Source organism: Streptomyces sp. NPDC050842 (assembly GCF_044456565.1).
Taxonomy (GTDB): Bacteria; Actinomycetota; Actinomycetes; order Streptomycetales; family Streptomycetaceae; genus Streptomyces.
Map to the genome: position 1 here is coordinate 106749 of NZ_JBITGA010000002.1, position 24769 is coordinate 131517.

Consider the following 24769-nt stretch of genomic DNA (forward strand, 5'->3'; position numbering starts at 1 on the left):
GCAGAGGTCGCATCCTGCCTTCTCCGGATGAAATCCTTCCCTCTGAACAGGGATCGGAGCTGGTCACATGGGGTGAAAGGGCCGCGTGGCTCGTTTCCTGACCCGGGGTGGTAGACGTTGGCGCTGATGTGAACACCACGAGCACCGCCCCGATAGTGCCCGCTCCCCTTGCCACCTCTGCCTCTGCTGTCGTGCACGACTCGGGCGCAGACGCCGCGCCCGGCGCCCTCTCGGCCGGGACGAGTTCACCATGGAGTCGCCCGGGACCTCCGACGTAACCCTGAAGTTCCCGGCCTTCCCCGGTGTCCACGTCAAGGCCGGCGTCCGCCGGTGGTGGCTTGCCACCGGGCTGAACGACCCAGGCGCACCTCCTGTAACCGGACGCGACGGGCGTTGGGCAGCAGATGTTGCCGAAGACGCTCCTGGACATCCCCGTCGAGGAACTGGAACGGGACGCGAAGGCTGTTACCGCCGCTCGCGCCAAGGAGGTGATCGAGTCGTTGCGCGCCCGCGCGGAACGTGCTGGTCCCCGCCGCTCCCGTTCGGCTCGCTCCGTCGCGGCGCCACCGCCGATTGAGGCCGCTGCACCTCCGCCGGAGCCTGGCGCCAGCTCAGCCTATGCCTCGTGATGACGACCGTCGGCCCGCGCCCTTCCAGCTGTCCACGACAAGCGCGTCCGAGCCTGCCGCCGCCGAGGGCCACTCTGAACAGCTCGCACTGATCGGCGGCCCCTCCCCCGTCCGGATCCCTGCGCTGACGTGGAAGCACTGACTCAGCGATGGATCAGTCCAGGCCCGGTACTGGACGAAGGTACACAGGACTTCGTCCAGCACGGGCTGCTGGTTCTGGACCGCGGGCGTCTCCAGCACGGGACATGCGTCGTTCCGTGCCACGTCGCTGCCGGGCCGCACTCGCAGAGGAACGGTGCCGGGGCACCTGTGCGGCTACCAGCTCGCGCACGGCGTGATCCCGCGGCTCGGCTGGGGAAACGACAGTCCGACGGTCTGCCATACGTGCGACAACCACAGCTGTCAGCAGCCGACGCATCTCCGGCTCGGGACCCCTGCGGAGAACCGCGCGGAGTGGCTCGCCCGCCGTCGCGACCCCGGAGGCCCACTCGCAGACCTCGAGCAATAGTCAAGAGTTGTGGGTGAGCTGACTTCAGCTCTCGCTGCGGTGGTTGAGGCCGATTCTGGCGGTGTTGCGGATCCGCTTGGTGCGGCCGACTTCGGCGAGGATCTCGATGGCCTCGGCGTTCGTCCCGGCGGCGGTCTTGAGCTGAAGCCAGTTGGATGACGCGAGCAGGCTCTCCGGCTGCCAGGGCAGCTTGAGCGTGATGGCGCGGAACAGTGACCACTCCCGCAGGCGCTGAGCCAGGAAGGGGTGGTCGATCGTGGCCTGGGTCATCGCCTGCGCCCACCCCTCGTAGGCGGGACCGGGGTAGAGGCCGGCGGCTCGACGGTCCAGGTGCCGCAGCACAGCAGACTGGGCCATCGTCAGGTCTGGATCAGTGAGCACGCGGCTGACCAGGTCAACCTCGTTCGCGTCGGCAACGTGCCCCAGCTTGTCGAGGTAGGCCGCGAAGCGGACGTGCTCGTCCGCGTTCTGCATGATGTCGTGGACGTCCATGCGACCTGCTCCTCGCACTCGACCAGGACGCCGTTCTCGAATCGTGCACCGGCGCGAACCAGGGACACCAGGTGAGCTCCGGTGATCGCACGCCATCGCGCTTGGGCGGACTCGACCAGCTTGAACACCATCGCGAGGGCGGCCGCCGGGCTGCCCGCGCCGCGGGTGACCTTGGTGCGGAGCTTGACCGTGGAGAAGGTCGACTCGATGGGGTTGGTGGTCCGCAAGTGAATCCAGTGCTCGGCGGGGAAATCGTAGAAGGCGAGCAGTTCGTCCTGGTCCTCGGTGATCTTCGCGACGGCCTTCGGGAACTTCGCCCCGTAGGTCTTCGCGAACGCCTCGATCGCCTTCTCGGCGTGAGTGCGGTCCTCGGCGTTGTAGATCTCCTGCATCGCTTTCGTCGCGCCGGGCTGCGCGGACTTGGGCAGGCAGTTCGCGACGTTGCGGGCTTTGTGAACCCAGCACCTTTGCGGCCTGGCTGCCGGGAACACCTCGGCAAGCGCCCGCCACAGGCCCATGGCACCGTCGCCGATGACCAGCTCAGGGTCGCGCATGCCGCGCCGGCGGCAGTCGCGCAGCAGGTCGGCCCACGACTCGGTCGACTCCCGCAGGCCCTCGGCCAGGGCGATCAGCTCCTTCGTGCCGTCCAGCCGGACCCCGAGCAGGACCAGGACACACGAGTGGGCCTGGCCCAGCCTGACCTTCGGGTGCACGCCGTCAGCCCACACGTAGACGAAGTCGCGATCCGACAGGTCCCGATTCTGGAAGGCAGCGTGGTCCTCGCCCCACTGCCTGGTCAGCCGTGTCACGGTCGCGGCCGACAGGCCGGCGGTGCCGCCGAGGAACTGCTCCAGCGCCGGGACGAAGTCGCCGGACGACAAGCCGTGCAAGTAGAGCAGCGGCAGCACTTCGGAGATCTTCGGGGACTTGCGGCACCACGGCGGCAGGATCTTCGAGGAGAACCGCTTGCGCTCGCCGGTCTCGTCGTCGACGCGGCGGTCGTTCACCCGCGGGGCCTTGGCCTCGACCGGCCCGGCCGCGGTGACCACCGTCCGGGGCCGGTGGTGGCCGTTGCGGACAACGAGACGTCGTCCGTACTCGTCGGTCTCGGCCGCCAACTCGGCTATGTACTGGTTGACTTCCGCTTCCAGTGCGGCGGCGAGCATTCGGCGGGCGCCTTCCCGCACGATCTCGTCGATCAGGGAGCCGGACTGGGTGGAGCCGTCGTCGGTGACTACGCTGAGCACGGGCGTGCCTTCCCGACCCGCGCTGCAACGCGGGCCTACTCGGAGACCTTACGGATCATTCGGGAAGGTACGCCAGGGCATGCCCTCCCGGAGCCGATCCACAAGTCCTGAGCATTGCTCGCCCCGTCCCGGTGGGCACGGCTGACCGCCCTCTACCCGACGGGGTGGGTGGACGAAGGCGCCCCCATCCTCGTACGGAGAGGCTTCCGCCGCGAAGCCCACGCGCCGCCGCACCGGTACGAACTTCGGATCGAGGCACCGTGTCCAGTCTCGGTTGTTGTTGCATTGAGTCCTGGCTCTGAGCTGCTGGGTGAAAAGAAGCGAGGTCCGTGCAGCGTGCGTTTGCGTAGGTCTACTTTGCACATTCAGTAGGGCTGTCCACTTCCGGCTGCTGAGGCACGGCGCAATCGTGGCGGCTGTTTGTCGCGGCAGTACCCAGCGCCACGTGAGCCCTCTTACTCGCCGGACTTAGCGACCTCCTGGGCAGAGCGCATATCCAGCTCGACGGCCAGCCCGATAGTGCCCATATGGGACAACCTGTGCATGCGCTTGGTCGAAGCGATGCGCGAGGTCATCGCCGGCCACACGGACTGGCTGGCCGTCTTCCAGCTTCCGAGATCCGTCAAACGCAGGCGCCGGTAGCCCGCGCGGTGACGATGAGCATCTGCCGCGCTCGACCAGCGCATGCGGCAAGTCGAGTGCCGCAGACTCGGGAGCCAACGAGGCTGCACTGTCGGCGGGTTGACTTCGAACACCTCCCTCAACCGCACAGGAGCCCTGTGTGTTACGGCCGTCCGCGTACCATGCCACCAACACCCGGGCAGTGGCTGGGCTGAAAATATTCAGTGAGCGACTCTGTCGGGGATCTTGGATATTCGGGGTCACTTGCCTTGTTGCCATCAGCTCTCCCAGGTCAAGTCCCGTGCGTCGAGGTAGAGCTGAAATGCTGTGAGTGGTCGCGGGTGGTCGGCGGCTGGAAGCGCGTGGGTCGCGAGGCGTTCGAGGTTGATGGCGATGGCGGTCAGGACTGCTGCACGTGAGTCTTTGCAACGCCGTGATAGCGGCTGCGGCGTGCCCGGTGTCCGTTGACGAATTCACAGATGGTGCCCTCGACGCCGGAGCGGGCGGCGTAGCGGCGTCGCCACTGGGAATCGTGCTGGTCGGTGCGGTTGCGGGCCTGGAGTTCGTGCAGGTGACGGGGGAGGAAGTTCACTGTGCGTGCTGAGGCGCCCCTCGCGCAGAGGGACCGGTCGGGGCAGGGATCGCACTGGCGGGCTGCGAAGCGGACCACCGTGTAGGGAGTCATGGCAGGTGGTTCGAACCAACGCTCGCTGGTCTGTCCGTTCGGGCAGGTGACGCGGCGGCGGTCGAAGTCGATGTCGAAGGCTTCCCGGGTGAAGCCTGTCTGCTGTTTCTCCTGCCAGGATCCGGACGCCTTGACCGGGCCGATGAGCTGGACCTGATGGTCCCGGGCCGAGCGGTCCAGCAGGGCGGCGGAGACGTAGCCGCCGTCGACGAGGTGCTCGGCGGGCAGCAGCCGGCGGGAGCGGAGCCGGGCGTGGATGCCGGGCATGGCCTGACTGTCCCTGGTCGGGGCGGTGGTGGCCACATCGGTGATCAGATTGACGTTGTCGTTGGTGTCGCAGGTCTCGGTGACGTGAACCAGGTAGCCGCTCCAGCGGGTGTTGCCCCGTATCGCCCGGCGGGACTCGGGGTCGTAGGGCGATACGATCCTGAGCGCTCCGCGGGGCTGTCCGTCCTTGTCGCCGCGGGGCCGGAGGTTGCCGCGGGTGTCGATGAGGAAGTTCTGCACCATGATCTGCCGCAGGACCTCGGCGCGGGGTCCGCGTGTGGTGGGCGGGAGGTGTTCCAGGAGCCGGCGGGCGTCGGCCCCGGCCTGCTTGAGGCGGGTGGCGGGATGGCTGGGCTGGCTCGCCAGACGCACCGGGCGGCCGTAGCGTTTGGCCCAGTCGGCATCCACCAAATCGTCGAGGACCTCTGGAGCACACCGGGCCGCTTCCTCCAGGGCGGCGCGTACCGCTTCGAGAACCAGTTCCAGACGGGTCAGCTCGCAGGCGGCGGCCAGGACCTGAGTGGAGTCGGTGCGCTGCCGCCCGCGCTCCTTGAGTAGTCCGGCGGACCGCATCCGCTCCAGGGCCAGGTCGAGAAGGCTGTCAGCTCGATCGCTCTCGCGCAGACGGTCACGGAAGTCCGTCAGGACGCTGTGGTGGAAACCTGGGTCGTCCAACTCCATGGCCAGGGCGTACTTGAAGTCGATACGGCAGCGCACCGCCTCGGCGGTCTGCCGGTCGGAGAGGTTGAACAGGAACTGGAGCACGCACACGGTGGCCAGTTGGGCGGGCGAAAGGCCGGGACGGCCATCGCGGGAATACCAGGAGGCGAAGTCCTCATCACGCCACAACCCATCGAGGTGGTCACGGACCCACATCGCAGTGGTGCCACGAGGGCTGCTGGCACGGGCCATACGCATGGTGAGCGCAGGGACCTCCGCACCGGGTCGAGGACGGACAGACACTGATCACCTCGGGAGAGACGAGCGGGACTTGAACGAACTTCCCGCAGTGTCCCGAGCGATCAAGGGCAGCGTCCTACGAACCCCAAGATCCCCGACAGAGTCGCTCAGTGCTGGCGCCAAACCCGGTCGCCTTAGTAAGCTGCAAGGGTGACTCAACTATTTTCTGATATCTTGCAGGGCCTTATGGATAACCGCGGACTGTCGCCCCGAGCTGTTAGTCGAGCATCGGCACGGGCTGAATCGACAATTCGACAGTTGCTCCATGGAAGCATCTCGCCTTCACCGGAGATATTGAAAGATATGGCGCCGGTATTGCAAATCCCTGAAGCCGATTTGCTTGTAATTGCCGGGCTTGCGGTAGGGGATACCTCAAGCCATCTCAGGCCCTACCGTGATTCAGTGGAGATAGGCGAGCTAGTTTCGATTGCAAGCTCGCTAGCGGATGGACAATTCAGGCGACTGATTGACGTTGCCCGTAGCCTAAAGGCGGAAGGTTGAAACCAAGCTGCCCGCCCCCCGCTCTTTACATCTGACCGAGCGGGGGGCGGGCGGGTGGGGACTCACTTAAATGTGAAGGGGTCCCACGTTGCTCCATTCATGTCAAATCCATTTCTGTTCAGGGCGTCCCGCGCCACAGATTCCATCCCGGGTCCATCCGGCCGGTAGTGGCCGGAGAAGTTGTCGAACCTGGTGATGGAACCGTTCGACACGTCGAACGTGCCGGCCATGGTCACGGGTTTACCTTCAGAGAGGCTTGTGTGTCCCGCCCACACTTCGCGATCGTAGATCTTCTCGTGAAACGCTCTCACTGACCCACCTGGCATCACTACGTAATGATAATTTCCGCTCTGGAGATTTCCTCCCATTTTCAGCACCGCGCTCGCTGGGAGAGGATCCTGCGGGGTGCCGTCCGTCCCGGGACGCCCCGCAATGTAGACCCTGGTGGCAATAGTGCTTGCGCCACAAGTGTTGTGGACGAGGACTGGGGTTCGGCCCGCCAGCACGAAGTACGTGTGCAGATCGTCAACGGTGAAGTTGTACGTCTTCACGTACTTGACGGAGGGAGCGTTCCCGCTGACGGCAACAGTCCTGCCCTTGTCGGTGAGCAGGGTCATGCCCGGTTTCAGGTCCTTCGCGGCGATCCAGGAGTGCTGCGAAGCAGACCAGAAGGGGTGCTCGGATGTTGCCGTGAGGGTTTCGGTGCCGTCAGGGGTGGCGATGGAGAGTGTGTTGAGGTGCTTGGTTTCCTCAGTGCGGATCAGTTGAGTGACCGGTCGAGCGCCGGATTCTCCAGTCTCGGGATCAGTCGCCAGGACCTTGTCCCCGACTTCGACGTCCTCGATCGCTTTTGTGCTGCCGTCGCCCATGAGGACGAGCGTTCCAGCGAGGAAGCACTGGCCACCGGGCAGCGGTGTTGATGGGCGAGGCTTCGTTCCTGCCCCGCCGCCGGCGCGGCCGTGCGCGATCATTTCTCCGACGAAGCCCGGTACTTGGTACCAGTCGGACGTCGAGTCCACGCCTTGCTCAAGGACCCACTGGTCGAAACTGGCGCCGTAGTCGCAGCCTGGGGCGCCGGCTCCGCCGTTCCAGCAGTCGGAATCGCCTATCGCCCCAAAGAGCGATGATGTGTGTGCACCGATGCTGACTATGCCCCAGAAAGCTTCGCTGACTGGATTCGACCAGGAGAGGTCGGGAGTTTCCTCAGGGGCAGCACTTGAACCTGCGTTGCCACCGCCACCACTGCCACCGCCACCGCCAGCACCGCCACCGGATCTAGCTGTTCCAGCTGCTTCTCCTGCCCCGGCGGTCACAGTCCCAACATTGGTGTTGCTGCCCTGCGAGGGCCGCTGTACGTCCCCCGGGACTGTGCCTTTCAGTTCCGGGGCAGTCGGGGTGCAGGAGTTTCCGGATGCCCCGCATATCTCTCTGAGGCCGGTTGGGTCCGACGAGGTGGTGGGGTGTTGGTTGGCGTAGCTGTATCCGTTGAGGGATTGGTGTTGGTCGGTTGAGAGAAGAGGATCGACACTGATGAACTGGCCGATTTTCGGGTCGTACTGACGGGCGCCAACGTGTGTGAGGCCCGTGGATTTGTCGGCAGTCTTGTTGAGGAAGCCCTTGTCTGTTGGCCAGGTGCCGACTGCGCCGACGCGTTCTGCCCCGAAGGGGGTCATGTAGCGCTTGGTGGGCTTCTGCGTGGCGTCCGAGGTGACCGCGAGGCTTTGGGTGCCGTGGTGGTCGCCTGCGAGGAACTGGAGCTGGGTTGTGCCGGTCTCGTTGGTGCGGACGGCGATCGGGGCGCCGCCGGCGGTGTAGCTGCGTTGGGCCCAGGTGGTGCCGTTGTCGCGGCGCCGGAGTTCCGTCGCGCCGGCGTACAAGACTCGTTCGCCGGCCTTGGTGTTGCGGATGAGTAGAGTGCCGTCAGCGTCGTACACGTAGTCGGTCGACTTGGTGCTTTCGGTGAGTGCGGCGAGCTGGCCTTCGGGCGACCACGTCAGGTTCTGCTGTGCGGTGGCACCGGGACGTTTGGTGGTGTTGCCCGCGGTGTCGTAGTCGTAGAGCTTGTCCTTGGTGGGGTCGGCGGCGGTGCCGCATGTGGTGCGCGGAGTCGTGTAGCGCAGCGCGTGCGGCTGCTTGGCCGGGTCGTAGCAGTACGTCGTGGTCGTGTTGCCGGTGGAGATGTGCTGCGTCTCGGTCTTGCGCTGACCGGCTGTGTTGTAGGTGTACGACGTCCAGTACGGGGCTGGGCCGCCGAGGGTGCCGGCGTTGCGCGCATCGCCGCAGTTCTGGGAGGTGGGGGTCCAGGCTTCGGTCAGGCGGCTGTGGCCGTCGTACGTGAAGCACTGGGTTTCGGCCTTGGTGGTGCCGCCGAGGATGGTCGGGTCGGCAATCGAGGTGACGTTGCCGGCCTGGTCGTAGGTGTAGGTGAGGTGCTGCAGCATGTACGGGTGGGTCTGGTCCGTGACATGGCTGAGGGTCAGGCGGTCTGTTCCCTCCTCATACCTGTTGGTGACGTAGACGTTGCGGTCGCCGCTGCCGCCCTTGCCCAGGGTGAGTTGCAGAACCTGGCCGATCTCGGAGTAGTCGGCCTGCTGGAGGTAGCCGTTGAGGCCCTTCACGGACGTGAGTTGGCCTAGGGAACCGTAGCCGTACCCGATGACCTCGCTCGGCAGTCCGCCGAGGGCGGGCTCGCTGCTGCTGCCCACGGTTCCGTCGATGCGATAGGTGGACTGGTAGGTGAGCTTCCCGCCTGGCACGGACGGGGTGATCGGGTCCGTGGGGGGGAGTGTCAGTTCGGTTGTCGTGGGCCGGTCGAGGACGTCGTAGGCCGTGACCGATTTGGTGTATGCCTTGCCGGTCTTGCCTCCGACGTAACGGGTGGAGGTGGCGGCGAGACCCTTGAGGGGGGTGTCGTAGGTGCGGTTCGTCAAGAGCGTGGCGTCTGAGGCCGTGCCCGACCAGGTGTTGGTCGGACGGCCGAGAACGTCATACCCGGTCACGACCGTGGAGCTTCCGGTCGTCACCTTGACCGGCCGGTCAAGGCCGTCGTACTCGGTGCGGGTCGTGCCCTTGTCCGGGTCCTCCGTGGTCTTCTGGCGCCCGTGCTGGTCGTAGGTGTACTTCCACACGGCGCTGTCCGGCCCCGTGATCTTCGACTGCTTGCCGTCACGGGTGTACTCGAACTTCGTCGAGGTGTACGAGCTTCCGAGGGTCGCCCCGTACGCGGCATCTGCCGGGCTTGGGCCCGCGTACGCGCGGGTCTCTGTCGTCCGGCCGAGGGCGTCGGTGATCGTACGAGTTGCGGAGCCTCCGTCGAGCGCGGTGATGGCGGTGGAGTCACCGGTATAGCTGGTGTTGGTGGTCCACTTGAGTGTGCCCTTGACGTACAGGGAGTTGGATGTGGGCCGTCCTGCACCGTCGAAGACCGTCTCGGTCTGCTTCGGCGCTCCTCCGTACATCGCCCGCGCGTATTTCGTGGCCGGTGTGTTCGTGTCGAAGACGTCGGAGTAGGTGGCGTACACCATTCCCACGGTGTTGTAGCGGGTATCCGTCAGCAGGCGTCCGCCCTGCGGGGTCGGGGTCTGTGTCTGAAGCGGCCGCAGCAGCGAGTCGTAGATCGCGTAGCTCGTGTTGTACGTCTCGCCGTCGGCCTTGAGACTCGCCGTCGAGATCCATGACTCTGTGGTGTTGCTGAGCGAGTACCTGTACTGGGTGTTGGGGGACTGTGTGCTGCGGTTTCGGTTCGGCAACCACACGTCGGTCAGGCGCCCCATCGCGTCGTACGCGAGCTCGGTCTTCTTCAAGTTCGCGTCGTAGGTGCGCTGGGCGAGGCCGCGCCGCGGGTCGAGGTAGCTGATGACCTTGTGGGTCAGGGGATTGGTGACGGTTGTTCTCGTCAGCGGACCTGAGTCCACGGGCGAGTACGCCGTGGTCATGGTGCTTCCCTGGGCGTCGGTGACCGTGGTGGGCCGGCCAAGGTCGTCGTAGGCGGTGACGCTGGTCTTCTGCCACGTCACAGCTCCGACAGTGCCGTATGAGGAGGCGCGCCCGGTCCATGTGGGAAGACCCTTGACGGGCTTCATCGTCGTGGACCAGGCGATGTCGTCGTAGGAGATCGCCGTGTCGGCCATGACGTTGGCGCGCGCGCCGTCGGCGGCGGCGAGCTCTACGTCCGCTTCGGCGTAACCGCAGTTGAGGCCCACGGTGCGTACACGCGAGACGAGATTGGTCAGTCCTGCGTCGACATTGCGGGCGTACCAGGTCTCGGTGCAGACTTCGTCGCCCGCCTTGGCCTCGTCACCCAGGTCGACTGCCTCGGTGGGCATGCCGTAGTCATCGAACGAGAGGGTCGACGTGGCGCGTGAGCGCCAGGAGCTGGATGCGGTGAGGTAGGTGTATGACGTCGTGCCTTGGGTGCGGACGAAGCGCGAGACATGGTCGCCGGCGTCGGGGACTGCGGACTGACGCGCGGTTTCGCGCGACCAGGGCAAGTTGACGGTCGCGGCTATCGGGGTCGCACCGTTGTAGGTGACCTGCTCACGCAGAGTTCCCGCGTAGTGATCAGTGTCCGATACCGAGGCGACCCCGATGGCCGGTTGCGTGAGTGGGGCGACCGACACAGACTTGGTCGTGCCGTTCTGGTTCCTGTCGCCGTGCATGCCCTGCATGTACAGCGACACGGTCTTGGTTCGGTTGACTCCGGTTCTGACGGCACCCTTGTAAACGGTGACCTCACGGTAGCCGCGCCAGTCGGACCAGGTCCGCTCGTCCTTCGGTGTGAACGGATCGTCGCTGTAGTGCCAGGCGGCGCCGCTGTAGACGTACTCGTTCTCGACGGGCTCGTTCCAGCCCGCCAGGTCGGACGTGAGGACGCCGATCACACGGTACTTGTGGAACCAGTCGACCGATGCCTCGGAGCTGCCGTTGATGTTCCAGTACTGCGGATAGCAGCTCCGTGTGTTTGTGTCCTGGGCAGCGGTCAGGACCTGGCTGCGTACGCACTCCGCAGGGGACATCTCCACGGTGGTGATGCCGCCGGTCTCGGAAACGATCGTACGGATGCGGGGACGGGTCAGCGCCAGGATGTGGTCCTGGTCGTCATCCACGCGGTTCGGACGCTTGTCGTAGGTGAAGACCACTGGGTCTGTCTTGATGGCGGTCGTCCCGGCTTTTGCGGTCCGTGTGATCGACTTCAGTGTGAGGACGTGGTCGGAGGTGTCACCGATGTCGCCTCCGTCTTGGTACTCCTGCACGAGGTCCCAGGTGTCGACCGCGTCGTAGGTGCCTGTGGTTGTGTTCCACGAGAGGGTGTCGATTCCGGTCAGCCGCTTGCGGGTGAAGAACGAGGGTGACTGGGGCAGACATTCGGTGGAGCCACTGGCGCAGATGGCGTCGAAGGGTACGTCCGGCCAGGTCTCGGCCGTCTCCTTCGTCAGAGACGAGCACGCTCCCTCCGTGCAGCGCTCGGCGTAGCCGAAGGCCACTTTGGCGTCAGCGTCGTCCGTGAACAGGGCGCCCTTACGAAGGCCGTACTTGATCTCCTTCAGGTACCCGCCGCGTATGTAGTCGGCATCGGCCTTTGCGGCCTTGTTCTTCTTGTAGTAGTTCTTCTCTGCCGTGTACCAGTAAGTAGTGGCATTGCCGTGGGTGTCCTCGACATAGTCGAGGTTCCAGCGCCAAGCCTGCGCCACCGACTGCTCGTCGAACGTGGTACCCGCCTCGTGGCCGGGCTCACCGGCGTCGTCGCCGAAAACGGGCGTGGTCCACGTGGAATTGGTGCGCTCGGTGGTGGCACCGTCGAGTTTGTCGAGGCCGAATACGTACTTCGTTCCGTTGCCGGTGATGACGGTCCAGTGCTCACCGTTGTCGTCGTTGTTGTCGGCGCCGGTGGAACGTGTCACCTTCGACGCGTCGTCGTTCTCCAGTTTCCACTCGCTAGTGGCGGCGCTCGGGTTCGTTGCGTCGGCCTTCACCAGGCGGGACGACTTGCCGTTCAGCACGATCCGTGCGTTGTCGTACTTCCAGCAGCGGTCGAACACATCGTCGTGCCCGTCCTTGTCGCAGCTGCCATACGAGCGTTCGATGTAGGACTCGGTGAGGGAGAACCCTTCACCGATGGAGGTTCCCTGGTTATTGGTGGTCGCGGTGCGCCCGTCGATACTGCCTGAGTCATAGCCCAGGCTCAGGGACGGCGTCGGGCCCGCAGCGGCAGGCGGGAGAGTGAAACCGTATGACCAGGTGAACGAGCCGGAGCTCCCTCCGGCGGACCACGACGACGAGGCTGAAAGCGGCGTCGCGCTGTAGTCGCCAGTGCCGTTCGGCGATGCGCCGCCGGCAGCAGTGGCAGTCAGGGCCATGACCGTCGCGCCGGAGGCCGAGGACCCGAGCTGAGGTGCGGCACCTTCCCCGTTGGCACTCTGGGCGAGTGTGACACGAGTGGTGACAGTCTGGTTCCTCGCGTCGTTGCGCGAGGGGAGAGCGGTCTGGGTCCGGCACTCGGCCTTCTGCGGTGTGGTCAGGGAGCACGCCGGGAGTTGCACGAGCCGGAGTCGGCTGGACCAGCCGCCTCCGATGGCGGACGCGAAACCGCCGTATCCGATGCTGACCACGGCCGCGCCGACCCGTTCTGCGTCGGCGGTCAGCACAACGCCGGCTATACCGAGTCGGTCCGCTACGTTCTGGTCCAGGACTGTGACCGTCGCGTTGTCGTTCGCCCGCAGAGCGTTCTTGCCGACGGAAGGAGCGAGAATGACGGGCAGGCCGCCGGGTGCCGCCTTCGCGCGCCCGGCCGTCAGCGCGATGTCGGCGGTGCCTGCCTTAGGCCAGGCCAGTCGAAGCTGCTCGGCCCGGGCACGCAGCACCTGGGTCGCGTTCTCCTGCAGTTCCTTCGCAACCTGTTCCTGGGCCTGCTTGGCGCCCGGACCGGGCCCCTGATGGATCTTGCCGACGCGAGGCTTGGGCAATTCCGTCCGGCCCAGTCCGCCCGGCCCTTCGGCGGCTACAGGAGTGAGGCCGATAGGCACCGACAGCATCAAAGCGAGTGGTGTGACGACAAGCGCCCTGCGGCGTCTGCGCCGCACTCTGCTTTCTCGTGTGTTTGTCCTACGTATCCAGGGTGTCACAGAGACTCTCCCCACCTTTGCGAGTTACGTAGCGATAGCGGCTCGCCCTTTGGGCGAGCCTTTGAGCACAGAAGCGGGCTGCACCGCACGTACGGTGCAGCCCGCTCCATTCATGGCGATATGGTCAGGAGCCGATCAGTGTGTCGATCTGGGTCTCGTTGTGCACTGCCCCCGACCAGACCCGCACGTCGGATACGCGGGCAGGCAGGAAGTGCCTCCACGCGCTGGCGGAGAGCCCCTTCCCGATCGCGAGCTCCCCGGTGCCGGGCTTGGCCGTGAACAACTTTGGGTCACCGTTGAGCGTGGTGCCCACCCGGAGGGAGATCGTGCCCTCCTGTGCGTCGTACACCCCGGTCAGGCGGACTGCGGCTCCCAGTACGGCCTCCCCATCGGACCTGACCGACGAAAAGGTGCCATTCGCATTGAGCCGCCCGAAGTGCCAGTAGCCCAAAGGAACTTGCACTTGGACGATCTCCTCCTCCCCATTCGGGAGCTTCACTGGGACATCATCTGTCTTGGTGCCGGCGATTTCGTACCACAGACCCCAGGCTGAGCCGTCCGTGGTGCGCTGCCCGAGGACTTGACCGATGTAGCCAACGCTCTTCTTGTTGATCTCGGCGCGGTCTAGGGCCACTTGTGTCGTCACGGTGAACGACCCGGTGTCGTCGACCAACGGGCCCTTGTACGTGGCGGCATCGTCAACGCCGTCGAAGACGATGTCCTCGCGGTCCACGGCGGCGCCGCCCGTCAGCGTCAGAGCCTTGCCATACCCGGATGTTGCGTCGGCAACCGTCGCTCCGGAGGCGCCGGTAGCGGACCAGTCGGCCACAAGTTCCGCTGCGCTGAAACCGCCTGGAAGAAGGGCCTTTGCCTCGTCAAGGATTTCCGACTCGTCCACCTTGTTCTGCCATACGGTGACCTCGTCGATCGAGCCCTTCCAGTGGTCGTAGTACGCACCGCGCCACCAGACGCGGCCGATCTGGAACTTGCCCGTGGACGTCCACGACGGGGCGACCTGGTCCGTTCCCTGAAGCTCGCCGTTGACGTAGAGGCGGATCTCAGTGTTGGGAGCGTCGTAGACGGCTGCGAGATGAGTCCACACGCCAAGGGTGGCGGGCTGCTTGGACTGCACAAATTGGGTGCCGATATCGCCATCCGTGGTGTCCTTCGGCGACGTGCGTATCTCCCACTTCTGCGATTCCGAGCGGTACCCGAGGTAGAAGGCGCTGTACCACCCGCCGGTCATCGTGCCGTCCTGCCCCAGGGCCGTGCGGTTCTGGCTACCGTCCTCCAGCCTTACCCAGGCAGAAATCGTGTACGAAGAACCGGTTGTCACGACGGGCCCGGCGGTGGATGCGTAGCCGGTTGTGCCGCCGAGTGACAGGCCCCTGTCCACCACCGGCGGATTCAGGAGTGCCCCGTCCTCGTCATGGGTGATCACTCCACGACGGCCGCGGTTGTCGCGAGTCACGGCTCCATACAGGGTCGCGTGGGACGTGCCCCCGTCCGGTGCGCTGTCGATCGCCGTACCGGATGTTTCTGTGAACTGCCATCGGCCGACAGGATCGACGCCTCTGGCCACTCTGAAGTCGAGTACCGCCTGTGTGCCCCATCGCCCCTGTGGGTCAACAGCCCGGACCTGCAGCGTGTGTGTGCCCGCGGGAGGTGCGAACTTCGCCGTCACGGTTGAACCAGACAGCATGGACCACTTGCTGAAGGAGAATCGGTATGAGTAGGACACAACGGTGTCGCCGCTGGCAGGCTTGAACGTCACCGTGCCGGGTACGCCGGGGCCGCCACTGAGGGGACAGTTGTTGGGGTCGGCGCATGACTTGTAGGGGCTTCCGAAGGTGACGATGGGTGCCTTCGGCGCTGTCGGGTCGACCTTGAAGTAGCACCAGGTGGGGTATTTCGAGGCAGATGCCTGAACATTGGCATCGGTGAACACATGAGTGGCGGCCGAGTACCTATAGAGACGTCCTTCGACCAGCTTCGTGGGCCACAGCAGTGTGGTCTTCGAGTTGTCCGGGACAGTGCTGGTGCTCGGGCTTGGCAGACTACTGCCGGACCAGGTGCCATCACCGGCCTGCGATTCCAGGCGCATCCACGACCTCAGCCTGGCCTGAGCTTCACCGCCAGGAGCCGTTTGCGGGGTCGCAGTGAAGGTGGGCTGGGGATTGTCCAACACCGCCGGGTCTTCGGCGGTGGTGTCACAAATTCGGCTGCTACCGCTCACGATTCCGATGTTGGTCGGTGATCCTGCCTTGGCGACATACAGCACACGCAGGACAGCATCGTTCCTGAAGCGCTTCCACGCCGAAGTGTCACTCTCATTTCCCGCGCGGATCTCCAAAGTCAGGCGCGCGAATGCGCCGGCTGCGAAGGCACGCACGGTTGGTGTGAGATTCTCATTCGGCTCCTCCGGGCTATCGTTGAACTCGATTGGAGCATCAGGGGAGTCCGGATCGCACAGCGATCCCCGCCCGGCCGAGACCCACAGGTCGGCCATCCAGTCGAGCTCAGCGGGCCTGGACGCCCAGGTCGTTGCCGTGGAGATGTTGTTGGTCCGAACCAGGTCAACCTGCCGAGGATCGCACTGGAAGGACCACGGCTCGGTGACCGCGAACGTGGCGTCGAGTACCTGCTTGCCCTTGAGGTTGTCGGGAGCGAACTCGAAGTACAGGCGCTGAACATAGCCGGGGCCACAGTAGTAGCCGTTCCAACTGCCACATTCACCAACGCCCTGACCGCGCTCGTCCTCGCCGTTGCCCCACCCGTAGGACTCGTAGCCGTCGTTGCGAAGCAACGTCCGCTCCGACTCGCCCCAGGTCACGGTCGGGTCGATGAACACCGGATAGTCATCGGACGCGGTGCCACTGAGCATCCCCGCGTCCGGAACGACCGTGAGCGCCTCCGTTGTGACCTCGACGTCCATACGGACGACGTTGTCACCCTGCCCCGGCTGCAGACCCGTCCCGGAAGGTGCCTGTTCGGAGGGGTCAGCGGGCGGCGGCGCATCCTCCACCGACCCGGAGGTCCGCTGGACCAGTTGCGGCGACATCGCAGAAACGTCATCAACCTTGCCGGCCGAGTCCCACATCCGGGCCGGCGGGGCACGGAAGACGGTGGTTCCACTGCCATCGACTGCGGCAAGGTTGCCAACCGAGCCCTCGCGAACAGTCAGCGCATTAACTTTGAGACCGAATGTGAGCTCCTGCAGCGCCGGGTTGGCCGCTGCTTCAGGCGTATTGACCACGAGCACCTGCTGGAAGCTCTCAACGGTGGCAGTCATCTTGAGATCGACATCGGGCAGGACATTGCGGTAGACCGCGTTCACTCCGTCGATCACAGGAACCGGAAGCTCGCCCGGCCAGTCAAACTGAAGCGACCGCCCACGATCGGCAATCTCGACCAAGGGCACTCCGTCACCGCCCCCAGAAAACGCCATCTCCACAGACGCGGCCTTGGGGCCAATCGTTCCGTCTCCACGACGCTCCAGCGTCGCGTCCGGCGTCTGCCAGCCACCGCCGGGCTTCGCCACACGCACCGGAACAGTGTGCTGCTCCAACATGAAGGTGAACCCATCCGGGTTCGCGAACACGCTCGCGCGTTCTGAACGCTTACTCTCGACCTCGACGCGTTGGCCGGACTCCTTGGCCTTCTCCAGCGCGAGGTCCGCCTCGTCAAGTACGGGCGAATCAACGGTTGGTACGGCTGCCAGTGCCGCAGGAGCTGGAACCACCAACCCCATGGCCATAGCGGACAGGGCGACTCCCGTGCTCCAGGCACGTCGAAACGCCCGATGTCTCTTCACAATCCCCACCCCTGCTTAACGCAACGCTCACAGTAGGTGGGCCACCCAACGACATGACTCCACGTCACGTCAAGATCGGTTGTGCGAGTATGGCAGGTTGGGGCGAACCAGGTGGCGGGTCAGGCATCTGGATCGTCTCGACACGTGCTCCGCGTTAGGGAGACTAGAGTCAGCGTCCTGTGTACGGGCCGTTGTCAGGGGTGTGGGACCAGACCGTCTGCCCGCCCGGGGTCACGGTCATCCCAAAGTCCCACTGCTGCGGGCGCCCTCGCTCGCGCCACAGCTGATGGCCGGGCCGGAGCGCGGTCCACAGCTCCTGCCCGTCGCCGGACACGGTGATCATCCTGCCGCCGTTCCGCTCGGCGCTCGCCGACCTTCCGGCCGCGTCCCGCAGCTCCACGCGCGGCTCGGCGCCGGTCCGGTCGACGCTCACGACGATGTGGGGGTGGGACACCCTCAGTGCGAACAGCACGTGCCCGTCGTCGACCAGGTCCGAGAACAGCTCCTCGTCCGTCGCCTCGTCGCCGCCGTCGAGGACGAGCGCCGGAGGCGGCGAGGACTGCGCGGGCGTACGGCGGTCGCCCATGAACAGCGCCAGGCCCTGGAGCCAGCCCGTCGCGGACTTCCCGTCGTCGGCGACGGTGAGCGCGTAGTGCCCCAGCCGGCCCCAGGGGAACACCATGCGGCCCCCGGGCCGCAGCTGCTCAATCCACGCCCACGGCACGGTCTCCACCGAGTACGTCGCGATCAGCCGGTCATACGGGCCCCGGTCCGGTGCACCAGCCGACCCGTCGCCGGTCCGGACGTCCACGTCGAGCCCCGCTTGCCCAAGGCGCCGCGCGGCGGCCTCCGCCAGACAGGCGTCGGCCTCCACGGACACCACCCGGCCGCCCTGCCCCACCTGGTGCGCGAGCAAGGCCGCATTCCAGCCCGTGCCGGTGCCCAGATCCAGCGCCTCGTGCCCGGGTTCGAGCATCAGCGAGTCGAGCATGTCGGCGACCACCGACACACACGACAGGCTGGAGGTCGGCAGGCCGCCGGTCACCTGGGTCACCGTGGCCTGCTCCGGCTCGGGGTAGACGAGAGCCGCCCACCGCTCCGGCTCCGCGCCCCGGTCGACCGGCACCCAGGCGCGGCCGTCCCAGAACCACACGGTGTCCGGGGCAAACCGCTGCCGCGCGAGATCCGCCATGGCGCGGCGGATCCACGGGCTGTCCTCGTCCGGCCACAGGCCCCGCTCGTCCATGGCCTCGTTCATCCGGGCCTGCCCGGATCCCAGCAGGTCGGCTTCCATACTCACTTCCTGCGCCCCCTCCAGAGCCCGGGTTCAAGATCTGACCGTCCGAGTTCCCCGGCGGCGGCTTCCCGCCGGACAGCGGCGGGTCCTCCTTACGGTGCTGCCCTGACCCGCCGTCCTTGTCGTCCTTACTCGCCATCGCGATCCTCCCTCTCTCAGTCGGAAGACGCAGACCGTAGCGAGGGCGGACCGGCCCGGCCAAGGGCGCGATCCAGCCGCGCGCCTGGATTGCGCGCCGAACCGTCGCGCTGTCCCAGGGGCTGCCGCGCGCACTCGGCTCGTGGACACGGCGGCGCCTCGCCCCCGGCCCGCATTCCGGTCCGCGCCGAAGTGGCAGTGGAGTGGCAGGCCCGTGGCGTACCGACGCCATCACGGCGACGTGAGGCTGGGTCGTGGCCGCTGTCCAGCGGCGACTGCTTTCTACGGCATGGGAGTGTGATCTTCAGTGGGGAAGATCGTCTTGTTCGCCGGCGTAGACCCGCTGGCCACCGGTGAGTCCGACTACCCCTGACACCCGCTGTCCGTGTTGACGGTCGGCACCGCTCTGCGGGCCGCCGGGCACGAACCGGTGATCATCGACTGCCAGATCGAACCGGACTGGCGCAGGAAACTGGCGGGCGAGGCCAAGGACGCCCTCTACGTCGGGGTTTCGTGCATGACGGGCCCGAGTATCGGCAACGTGCTGGACGCGATCGGCACGGTGCGCGAGCACGCGCCGGGCGTACCTCTGGTGTGGGGCGGTTACCACGCGTCGCTCGCCTACCGGGGGATCCTGCGGGAACGGTGGGTGGACGTGGTCGTCCTGGGGCCGGGTGAAGCCGCGGCCGTGGCCCTGGCCGAGCTGGTCGAGCGGGAGGGCGGCCTGGACAACACCGCTTCGCTCGCGGCCATCCCCAACCTGGCCTACCGAGACGGAAGGCGAGAGATCTCGCTGCGCGGCGCGGTAGCGGATCGCATCCTGGAGACCCCGTACGGGGCCGTGGCGGACATGAACAACGTTCTGCCCTTGGACTACACCCTGATCCCGGTCACGGCGTACTACACCGACAGGGTCCGGGACCTGAGTTACCTCACATCTTGGGGCTGCCCGCATCCCTGCGGGTTCTGCAGCGAGCCGAAGACCAGCCTGCGCCGCTGGAAGGGGCTGCCGCCGAAGCGGGTCGTCGATGAGGTCGAGGCGCTGTGGAAGACTTACGCGCCGGATTAGATCAGCCTGATGGACCCGAACTTCTCGACCAACACCCAGCGGGTGATCGGCATCGTCGAGGAGATGGAGCGCCGTGGCCTGTGCATCCAGTTGCGGGCCAACATGCGGGCCAAGGACATCGTGCACCTCGCCGGGCATATCGACCTCGAACGGCTTCGGAAGGTCGGCTTAAGCGCGATCTTCGTCGGCTGCGAATCGGGGTCCGACCGGATGCTGGAGTTGATGACGAAGAACGCGACGGTCCAGCACACGATCGAGGGATGCCGGATGCTCTCGGAGGCCGGCATCGTCCAGCTCACCAGCTGGATTCACGACCTTCCGCAGGAGACCGACGAGGACAGCGACCTCACGTTCCGTCTCGTGAAGGACCTGGCCCTGCTCCCGCACAACGAGCAGAAGCATCACTTCTTCACGCCGTTCCCGGCCACGGACATGTACGACGCGCTGTTCGGCGCCAGCGAGGACGACGGGCGCAGCCAGCGCGACTGGGCACGCAGCGACACCTACTCCGGGAGTGCGATCTGGTCAGGCCGGCCCGACTTCCGGCGCCGGGTCCTGGGACGGCTCGTGGAGCTCCGGAAGCAGCATCCGGAGGTCCTGGTCCGGTCGCTTCCCCGCCTCGTGGAGGGCTGAGCAGCAGGGCTGCCGAACGAACAGGCTGGGGGCGTGTGTTCGGCGTGCCGCGATTGGTGCCGGACGCCCCTCACCTCTACGGTAGAAATCCCACATCTTGTGGTCGCCGATCGATAGATGCCCATAGGTTGTGGGAGTCAGCCCTGTTATGCCCATTTCGAACATCCAGAGGACACTTTCAATGGCGGACCGAACCGTTGACGGCATGGCGCGTAAGCAGACGAGCGAGGGGCACTCCCTCGGGCAGATGCTGCCGCGGTCCCCGAGGCGTCTGAAGTCGACAACGCGGTCGTTCATCGTCGGTGAGGGGAAGGGCTATCTCACGGTCGCCTGCGCCGAGGACGGCCGTCCTGCTGCGGTCACGATCTTCATGGCCAAGCAGGGCTCGACCTTGGCGGGCCTGATGGACGGTTTCAGTACGACCATCACCCAGGGCCTGCGGCACCAGGTTCCGCTGGAGGTGTTCGTCCGCGAGTACGTCAGCATGCGCTTCGAGCCCGCGGGCTTGACCAATGATCCCGAGATCAGGCAGGCCACCTCCGTGCTGGACTATGTCGGGCGGCGCCTGGCGCTCGACTACCTGCCGTACGACACACGGGTGGAGTTCGGCGTGCTGACAGCCGACGAGCGCGCGGCCAAGGAACTCCAGGACAACGTGGGCGACGCGGCCTGGGCCGACATGATCGGCCTGGCGATGTCCGCGCCGACCGTCGCGAGCCCTCGCCGAGGCTGAGTGCCACAACAAGGAGGGGCCGGCGCCGCGATCGCTCGCGGCGCCGGCCCCTTCGCCTGTGCCGGGTCGTGCACGTTGGGCTCAGTCGGCCGTCCAGGTAAGGGCGGTCTCGATTGCGGCGTCCACATCGGGAACGAGGGTGACCTCGGGGAGCATGTCGAAGGAACAGCTCGGCTCCCCCACGTAGATGACCGGGATGCCGGAGGCCAGCGCGCATCCGATCTCCACGCTCAACCCGGCGCTGCGCCTGCTGAACCCCATGGCGATCAGCACCTTGGAGCGGCGGACGTCGTCCAGGCACAGCCGGGCGGCGAGCCGGTTGAGCGCTATCCCCGCGTCGAACTGGCAGCTGGGCCGGGTGAGCGGGTCCAGGTCGAGCCACCGCGAGGTGGAGTGCAGCGGCGCGGGCAGACTGTCACGGAGCCGGCGGATCTCGTTGCGGTGGCGGAGCGTGGCCGCGAGGTACACCGGTACGGCCTCCGCCGGGGCGGGCTCGCTACGCAGGATCCGGGTCGGGTCCGTAGTGGCAAAGCGGGCTGGTCCTGGCCGGGGTGCGAAGCGGTTGCCCGCGGTGGTCCGTCCGGCGCCGTAGGGGGTGATCGGGCTGTAGGCGTGGCTGAGGTCCTCGTGGAGCAGGGGCATTCCGATGAGCTTGCGCCGCTCATCGACCTTCGCGTAGGGGCCGTCGAGGGGATAGAGGAAGCGGGGCTCCTCGTCGCGTACGAGCACGAAGGTGCCGTAGCGCTGTGGCTTTCCGTGCAGAGACTGGATGCGGTCGTCCAGCAGTGCCAAGTGCCGTCCATCGATGAGCCGTGTGGTGACGTTGCGGGTCGCCTCGTAGAGGAGTTCGTCTCGGCGCTCGCCCGCGAGGTCCGCGTGTTGCATCAGCAGCCAGACCGCGTCGACGGCTGCGGGACCGTGCCGGTCGAGCCTCGGCCAGTGATGCTGACCCACCGCGTCGATCACTTCGGCGGTGGCGTTGGCAGACAACTCCAGGTAGAGCGCGAGGTCCTCGGTGGCGTTGACCAGTTCGGGGGCCAGGGCCGGCAGGAGGGTGAGTGGCCGGGGCCAGTCGGGGTAGCCGAGGGCTTTGCCGATCTTGTCGTCCAGGGCCGGGTCGACGAACAGCGAAGCCAGAGCCCGCTCCAGGTGGAGTTGCTCGTGCTCGGCGACCTGGGCGAGGTGCTGCCAGATACCGGGGCTGGTGGCAGGGGGTCGGGGGGCGATGACGCGTTCCTCGCTGACGGGAGCGGCAGCGCCTTGTGCCTGCTCAAGGTGGGTACGGGCTGCGATGGTGTCCATTTTGCCCGCCTCGGTGCGCGGGATAGCGGCGACCCGCACGATGGTGCGTGGAACTTTGAAGTCCGCAAGTTGGTCGCGGGCGTAGCCGCGTACGTCCTCCACTTCGCCGCCGACCTTCAGGTGGAGGAGAGCGCCCAGAGTATGCCCGCGTACGGGGTGAGTCAGCGGTACGACGGCGGCGTCCTGAACGTCGGGGTGGGCCAGGAGCACGCGGGTGATCTCAGGGGTGTAGACCTTCTCGCCGCCGAGGTTGACGCACTCGCTGCCCCGGCCGAGGAGGACGATGCGGCGTTCAGCGGCCAGGCGGGCGTGGTCCCCGGAAAGCAGGTACCTGGTGCCGTCGCTGACGTGAAAGCGCTTCGCCGGAAGGCCGCCGTCGGGGTGGAGGCCGAGAGGGTGGGGCGCGGCGACGGCCAGGAGGCCGTCCTGACCGACGGAGGCGGGAGTCCCGCCGGTCCGCAGGACGACGGCATGGGTGCCGAGGTCGAAGGTCCCGGTCTCGGGCACGAAGTCGACGGTGGCGATTGAGGAGCCGATGCCGGTGGCTTCGGTGGCGCCGAGCGTCTCGACGAGTCGTGCATGGGGCAGGGCGTCGAGGAGACTGCGTTTGACCTGCTGACTCCACGCGGCACCCGACGAGGTGATGGTGGTCAGGCAGGAGAGGTCCCAGCGATCGGGCCGACGGTGCAGGGCGGTGGCGAGGGGGCGGGCGAGGGGGTCGCCCACGATGGCGAGGGTGTCTGCACGGTGCTGGGCGACGGCGTCCCAGATGGCCGAGGGGCCGGGCTGGGGAACGGTGATCACCGTGCCGCCGGCGTACAGCGCACTCAGGGCGCGAGTCTGCCCTGAACCGTGCATGAGCGGGCTCGCGGCGACCAGCCGGGCGTCCGCGACGGCGATCGGGTCCGCGGTCTCCTCGTGGCTGCGGCGCAACCACGGACTGTGGACGTTGACGTTGCGCGCAAGGTCGCCCACGCGCCAGCGGATTGCGGCGGGATCGCCGGTTGTGCCACCGGTGCACTTGATGAAGGTGTCGTCCGGGGAGGACGCCCAGGGATCGTCGTCCGGGCCGAAAGGCCCCCGGGAGTTCAGGATCCGCTCCAGCGATTGTGTCCAGGCGGGCAGGTCCTGATGGCCCGTGGCGATCCACGCCCGGCAGCCGGGTAGTCCGATCCGGGCGGAGGACATCTCGGTGAGCTGTTCTGGTGCCAGGAACACAACGCTCGACGCGAGCATGGTGAGAACGCCGTCGAGTTCGCGGGCCCGGTAGCGGTAGTTGACGTTGGCGGGTACGACGCCGATGCGCAGGCAGGCGGCGAGGCAGACGAGATGCTCCGGTCGGTTGGGCAGTGCCAGCGCGGCGACGTCCCCGCGTCCGAGGCCGAGGCTGCAGAGATGCGCGGCCAGTGTGGCGGCCTGGGTGTCGAACTGCTGCCAGGTCGTCGTGCTGGTGCCGTGGATGAGGGCGGGGCGCTCCGGATGGTCGGCGGCGATGCGCCGCCACAGGCTCGCGAAGTCGAGTTCGCCACTCATCTGGGTGCTCCGGCCTGGGACGCCGTTGCCCGGAGAGCCGCCGGCTTGACGGTGATGAGGTCGTCGACGGTGGCCCGCATCAGTTCGGGGAACGGGTGGGCCTGCCAGTCCCATGCCGCGTCCTCGATCTGTGGGTCGAGCTGGGCCACGACCTCCCGCAGCCGGATCCGGGGGAAGGCATCGTTGGGGACGGGGTAGCACGTGAGGGTGCCGGTCTGGTCCCGGACGGTGATGTAGGAGGTCTCCGGGCCGCGGGGGACCTGGGCGTAGCTGGCGATCTCGTGTCCCGCGACGCGCGCGGTGAGCCACTCTTCGAGGTCGGCGGGGCTGGGGAGGATGTGCAGGTGGCCATGGCCTACGCGTCGCCCGGCGGGGACGTTCAGGCCGTACTCGAAGGTGAGGATCGGGCGCCGGTAGAGCTGGTGCAGCTGGTCGGCAAGGTCGTGGGCCAGTTCCTCCGTCCCCTCCAGCTCCTCGTCGTTCAGCTGTCCGAGCGAGAGCACGTGGGTGGTGGGCACCACGAGCAGGTAGCCCGGGACAAAGGCACCGATGGTCGGCACCGCCGCGGCGTTCTCGTTCGCGGCGACAACGCGCTGCTGACCGGCATGGAGATGGCGTTGCAGCGTGCAGTCGCCGACGGCCGGGTTGATGGCCTGGCACAGATCACAGTCGGGCATGTGGCCGATGACGAGTACAGCGTCCACGGCGGTCAGCACCGCCGAACTCCGGCGGCGGGTGCGAGCGGTCGAGGCCCTCCAGACGAAGACGTGCGAGATGGCGGCGGCGAACGTCCTGACGACCCGGACGGCGGCGGCAGCAGCCGCGGCGGCCAAGGAGACCGCCGACGTCGCCGCACGCGAGGCTGCTGCGGCAGCGCTCCGCCTCTTCGACCACGACTCGACCCTGGTCGCACAGCTGCTCGGCGTGCCCGCCGAAGAGCTGGAACGCGAAGCCAAGCCTGTTACCGCCGCCCGGGCCAAGGAGGTAATCGAGACCCTCCGCGCCCGCGCGGACCGTCCGCGCCGGGCCCGCTCTCCCCGCCCTGAGCCGGCTCTCCCACCGAACGAGGAGCCGTCGGAAGCGGCGGGCTTTTGCAGCAACCCGACCGATGCCCCGTAAGGACGAGCGCGCGCCCGGACTGTTCCCGCTCTCGGCGACGAACACGTCCGGGCCGACGCCTGCTGAGGACCAACACGAGCAGCTCGCCCTGATCGGGGAG

General features: G+C 66.7%; 12 protein-coding genes and 1 pseudogene. 5 read left to right on the forward strand and 8 right to left on the reverse strand.

Annotated elements, in window-relative coordinates; genetic code table 11:
* Nucleotides 1-1161: 1161 nt before the first annotated feature.
* Together ACIBG6_RS05785 and ACIBG6_RS05790 are read right to left on the reverse strand one after the other, a co-directional pair.
* Nucleotides 1162-1494, reverse strand: coding sequence for a hypothetical protein (locus tag ACIBG6_RS05785; RefSeq protein WP_399221291.1), 333 nt, complete (start codon nucleotides 1492-1494; stop codon nucleotides 1162-1164).
* 152 nt (nucleotides 1495-1646) lie between these two features.
* Nucleotides 1647-2876 (reverse strand): annotated as a pseudogene (locus ACIBG6_RS05790) (IS256 family transposase); the annotation flags it as partial.
* Between the two features lie 114 nt (nucleotides 2877-2990).
* Between ACIBG6_RS05790 and ACIBG6_RS05795 the strand changes: the two are divergent.
* Entirely contained in the window at nucleotides 2991-3248 is a 258-nt protein-coding gene (locus ACIBG6_RS05795; protein ID WP_399221292.1) for a DUF6349 family protein, read from the forward strand.
* A 649-nt stretch (nucleotides 3249-3897) separates the two neighbouring features.
* On the opposite strand, the gene ACIBG6_RS05800 is transcribed toward ACIBG6_RS05795, so the two are convergent.
* From ACIBG6_RS05800 to ACIBG6_RS05815, 4 genes are all read right to left on the reverse strand, one after another.
* Nucleotides 3898-5367 (reverse strand): IS1182 family transposase, encoded by a 1470-nt coding sequence (locus ACIBG6_RS05800; RefSeq protein ID WP_399221294.1) that lies wholly within the window; start codon nucleotides 5365-5367, stop codon nucleotides 3898-3900.
* 605 nt (nucleotides 5368-5972) lie between these two features.
* Nucleotides 5973-12941 (reverse strand): polymorphic toxin-type HINT domain-containing protein, encoded by a 6969-nt coding sequence (locus ACIBG6_RS05805; RefSeq protein WP_399221295.1) that lies wholly within the window; start codon nucleotides 12939-12941, stop codon nucleotides 5973-5975.
* Nucleotides 12942-13155: 214 nt separating this feature from the next.
* Nucleotides 13156-16782, reverse strand: coding sequence for a LamG-like jellyroll fold domain-containing protein (locus ACIBG6_RS05810; protein WP_399221296.1), 3627 nt, complete (start codon nucleotides 16780-16782; stop codon nucleotides 13156-13158).
* Nucleotides 16783-17014: 232 nt separating this feature from the next.
* Entirely contained in the window at nucleotides 17015-18139 is a 1125-nt protein-coding gene (locus ACIBG6_RS05815; protein WP_399221297.1) for a methyltransferase domain-containing protein, read from the reverse strand.
* Between the two features lie 526 nt (nucleotides 18140-18665).
* Between ACIBG6_RS05815 and ACIBG6_RS05820 the strand changes: the two genes are divergently transcribed.
* The 3 genes from ACIBG6_RS05820 (at nucleotide 18666) to ACIBG6_RS05830 (ending at nucleotide 20715) form a co-directional block, all read left to right on the forward strand.
* The gene (locus ACIBG6_RS05820) at nucleotides 18666-19349 is read left to right on the forward strand and encodes a B12-binding domain-containing radical SAM protein (RefSeq protein WP_399221298.1); all 684 of its coding nucleotides are present in this window, start codon (nucleotides 18666-18668) and stop codon (nucleotides 19347-19349) included.
* Nucleotides 19350-19358: 9 nt separating this feature from the next.
* The gene (locus ACIBG6_RS05825) at nucleotides 19359-19982 is read left to right on the forward strand and encodes a radical SAM protein (RefSeq protein WP_399221299.1); all 624 of its coding nucleotides are present in this window, start codon (nucleotides 19359-19361) and stop codon (nucleotides 19980-19982) included.
* Nucleotides 19983-20163: 181 nt separating this feature from the next.
* Nucleotides 20164-20715: a ribonucleoside-diphosphate reductase gene (locus ACIBG6_RS05830; RefSeq protein WP_399221300.1), complete on the forward strand. Its 552-nt coding sequence runs from the start codon at nucleotides 20164-20166 to the stop codon at nucleotides 20713-20715.
* A gap of 81 nt (nucleotides 20716-20796) precedes the next feature.
* On the opposite strand, the gene ACIBG6_RS05835 is transcribed toward ACIBG6_RS05830, so the two are convergent.
* Together ACIBG6_RS05835 and ACIBG6_RS05840 are read right to left on the reverse strand one after the other, a co-directional pair.
* A complete protein-coding gene (locus ACIBG6_RS05835) occupies nucleotides 20797-23550 on the reverse strand; it encodes an AMP-binding protein (protein WP_399221301.1) in 2754 nt (917 codons plus the stop codon).
* The gene (locus tag ACIBG6_RS05840) at nucleotides 23547-24254 is read right to left on the reverse strand and encodes an HIT domain-containing protein (protein ID WP_399221302.1); all 708 of its coding nucleotides are present in this window, start codon (nucleotides 24252-24254) and stop codon (nucleotides 23547-23549) included. Before ACIBG6_RS05840 ends, ACIBG6_RS05835 begins: the two co-directional genes overlap by 4 nt.
* Between ACIBG6_RS05840 and ACIBG6_RS05845 the strand changes: the two genes are divergently transcribed.
* Nucleotides 24235-24669: a hypothetical protein gene (locus ACIBG6_RS05845; RefSeq protein WP_399221303.1), complete on the forward strand. Its 435-nt coding sequence runs from the start codon at nucleotides 24235-24237 to the stop codon at nucleotides 24667-24669. The genes ACIBG6_RS05840 and ACIBG6_RS05845 overlap by 20 nt on opposite strands.
* Nucleotides 24670-24769: the final 100 nt, after the last annotated feature.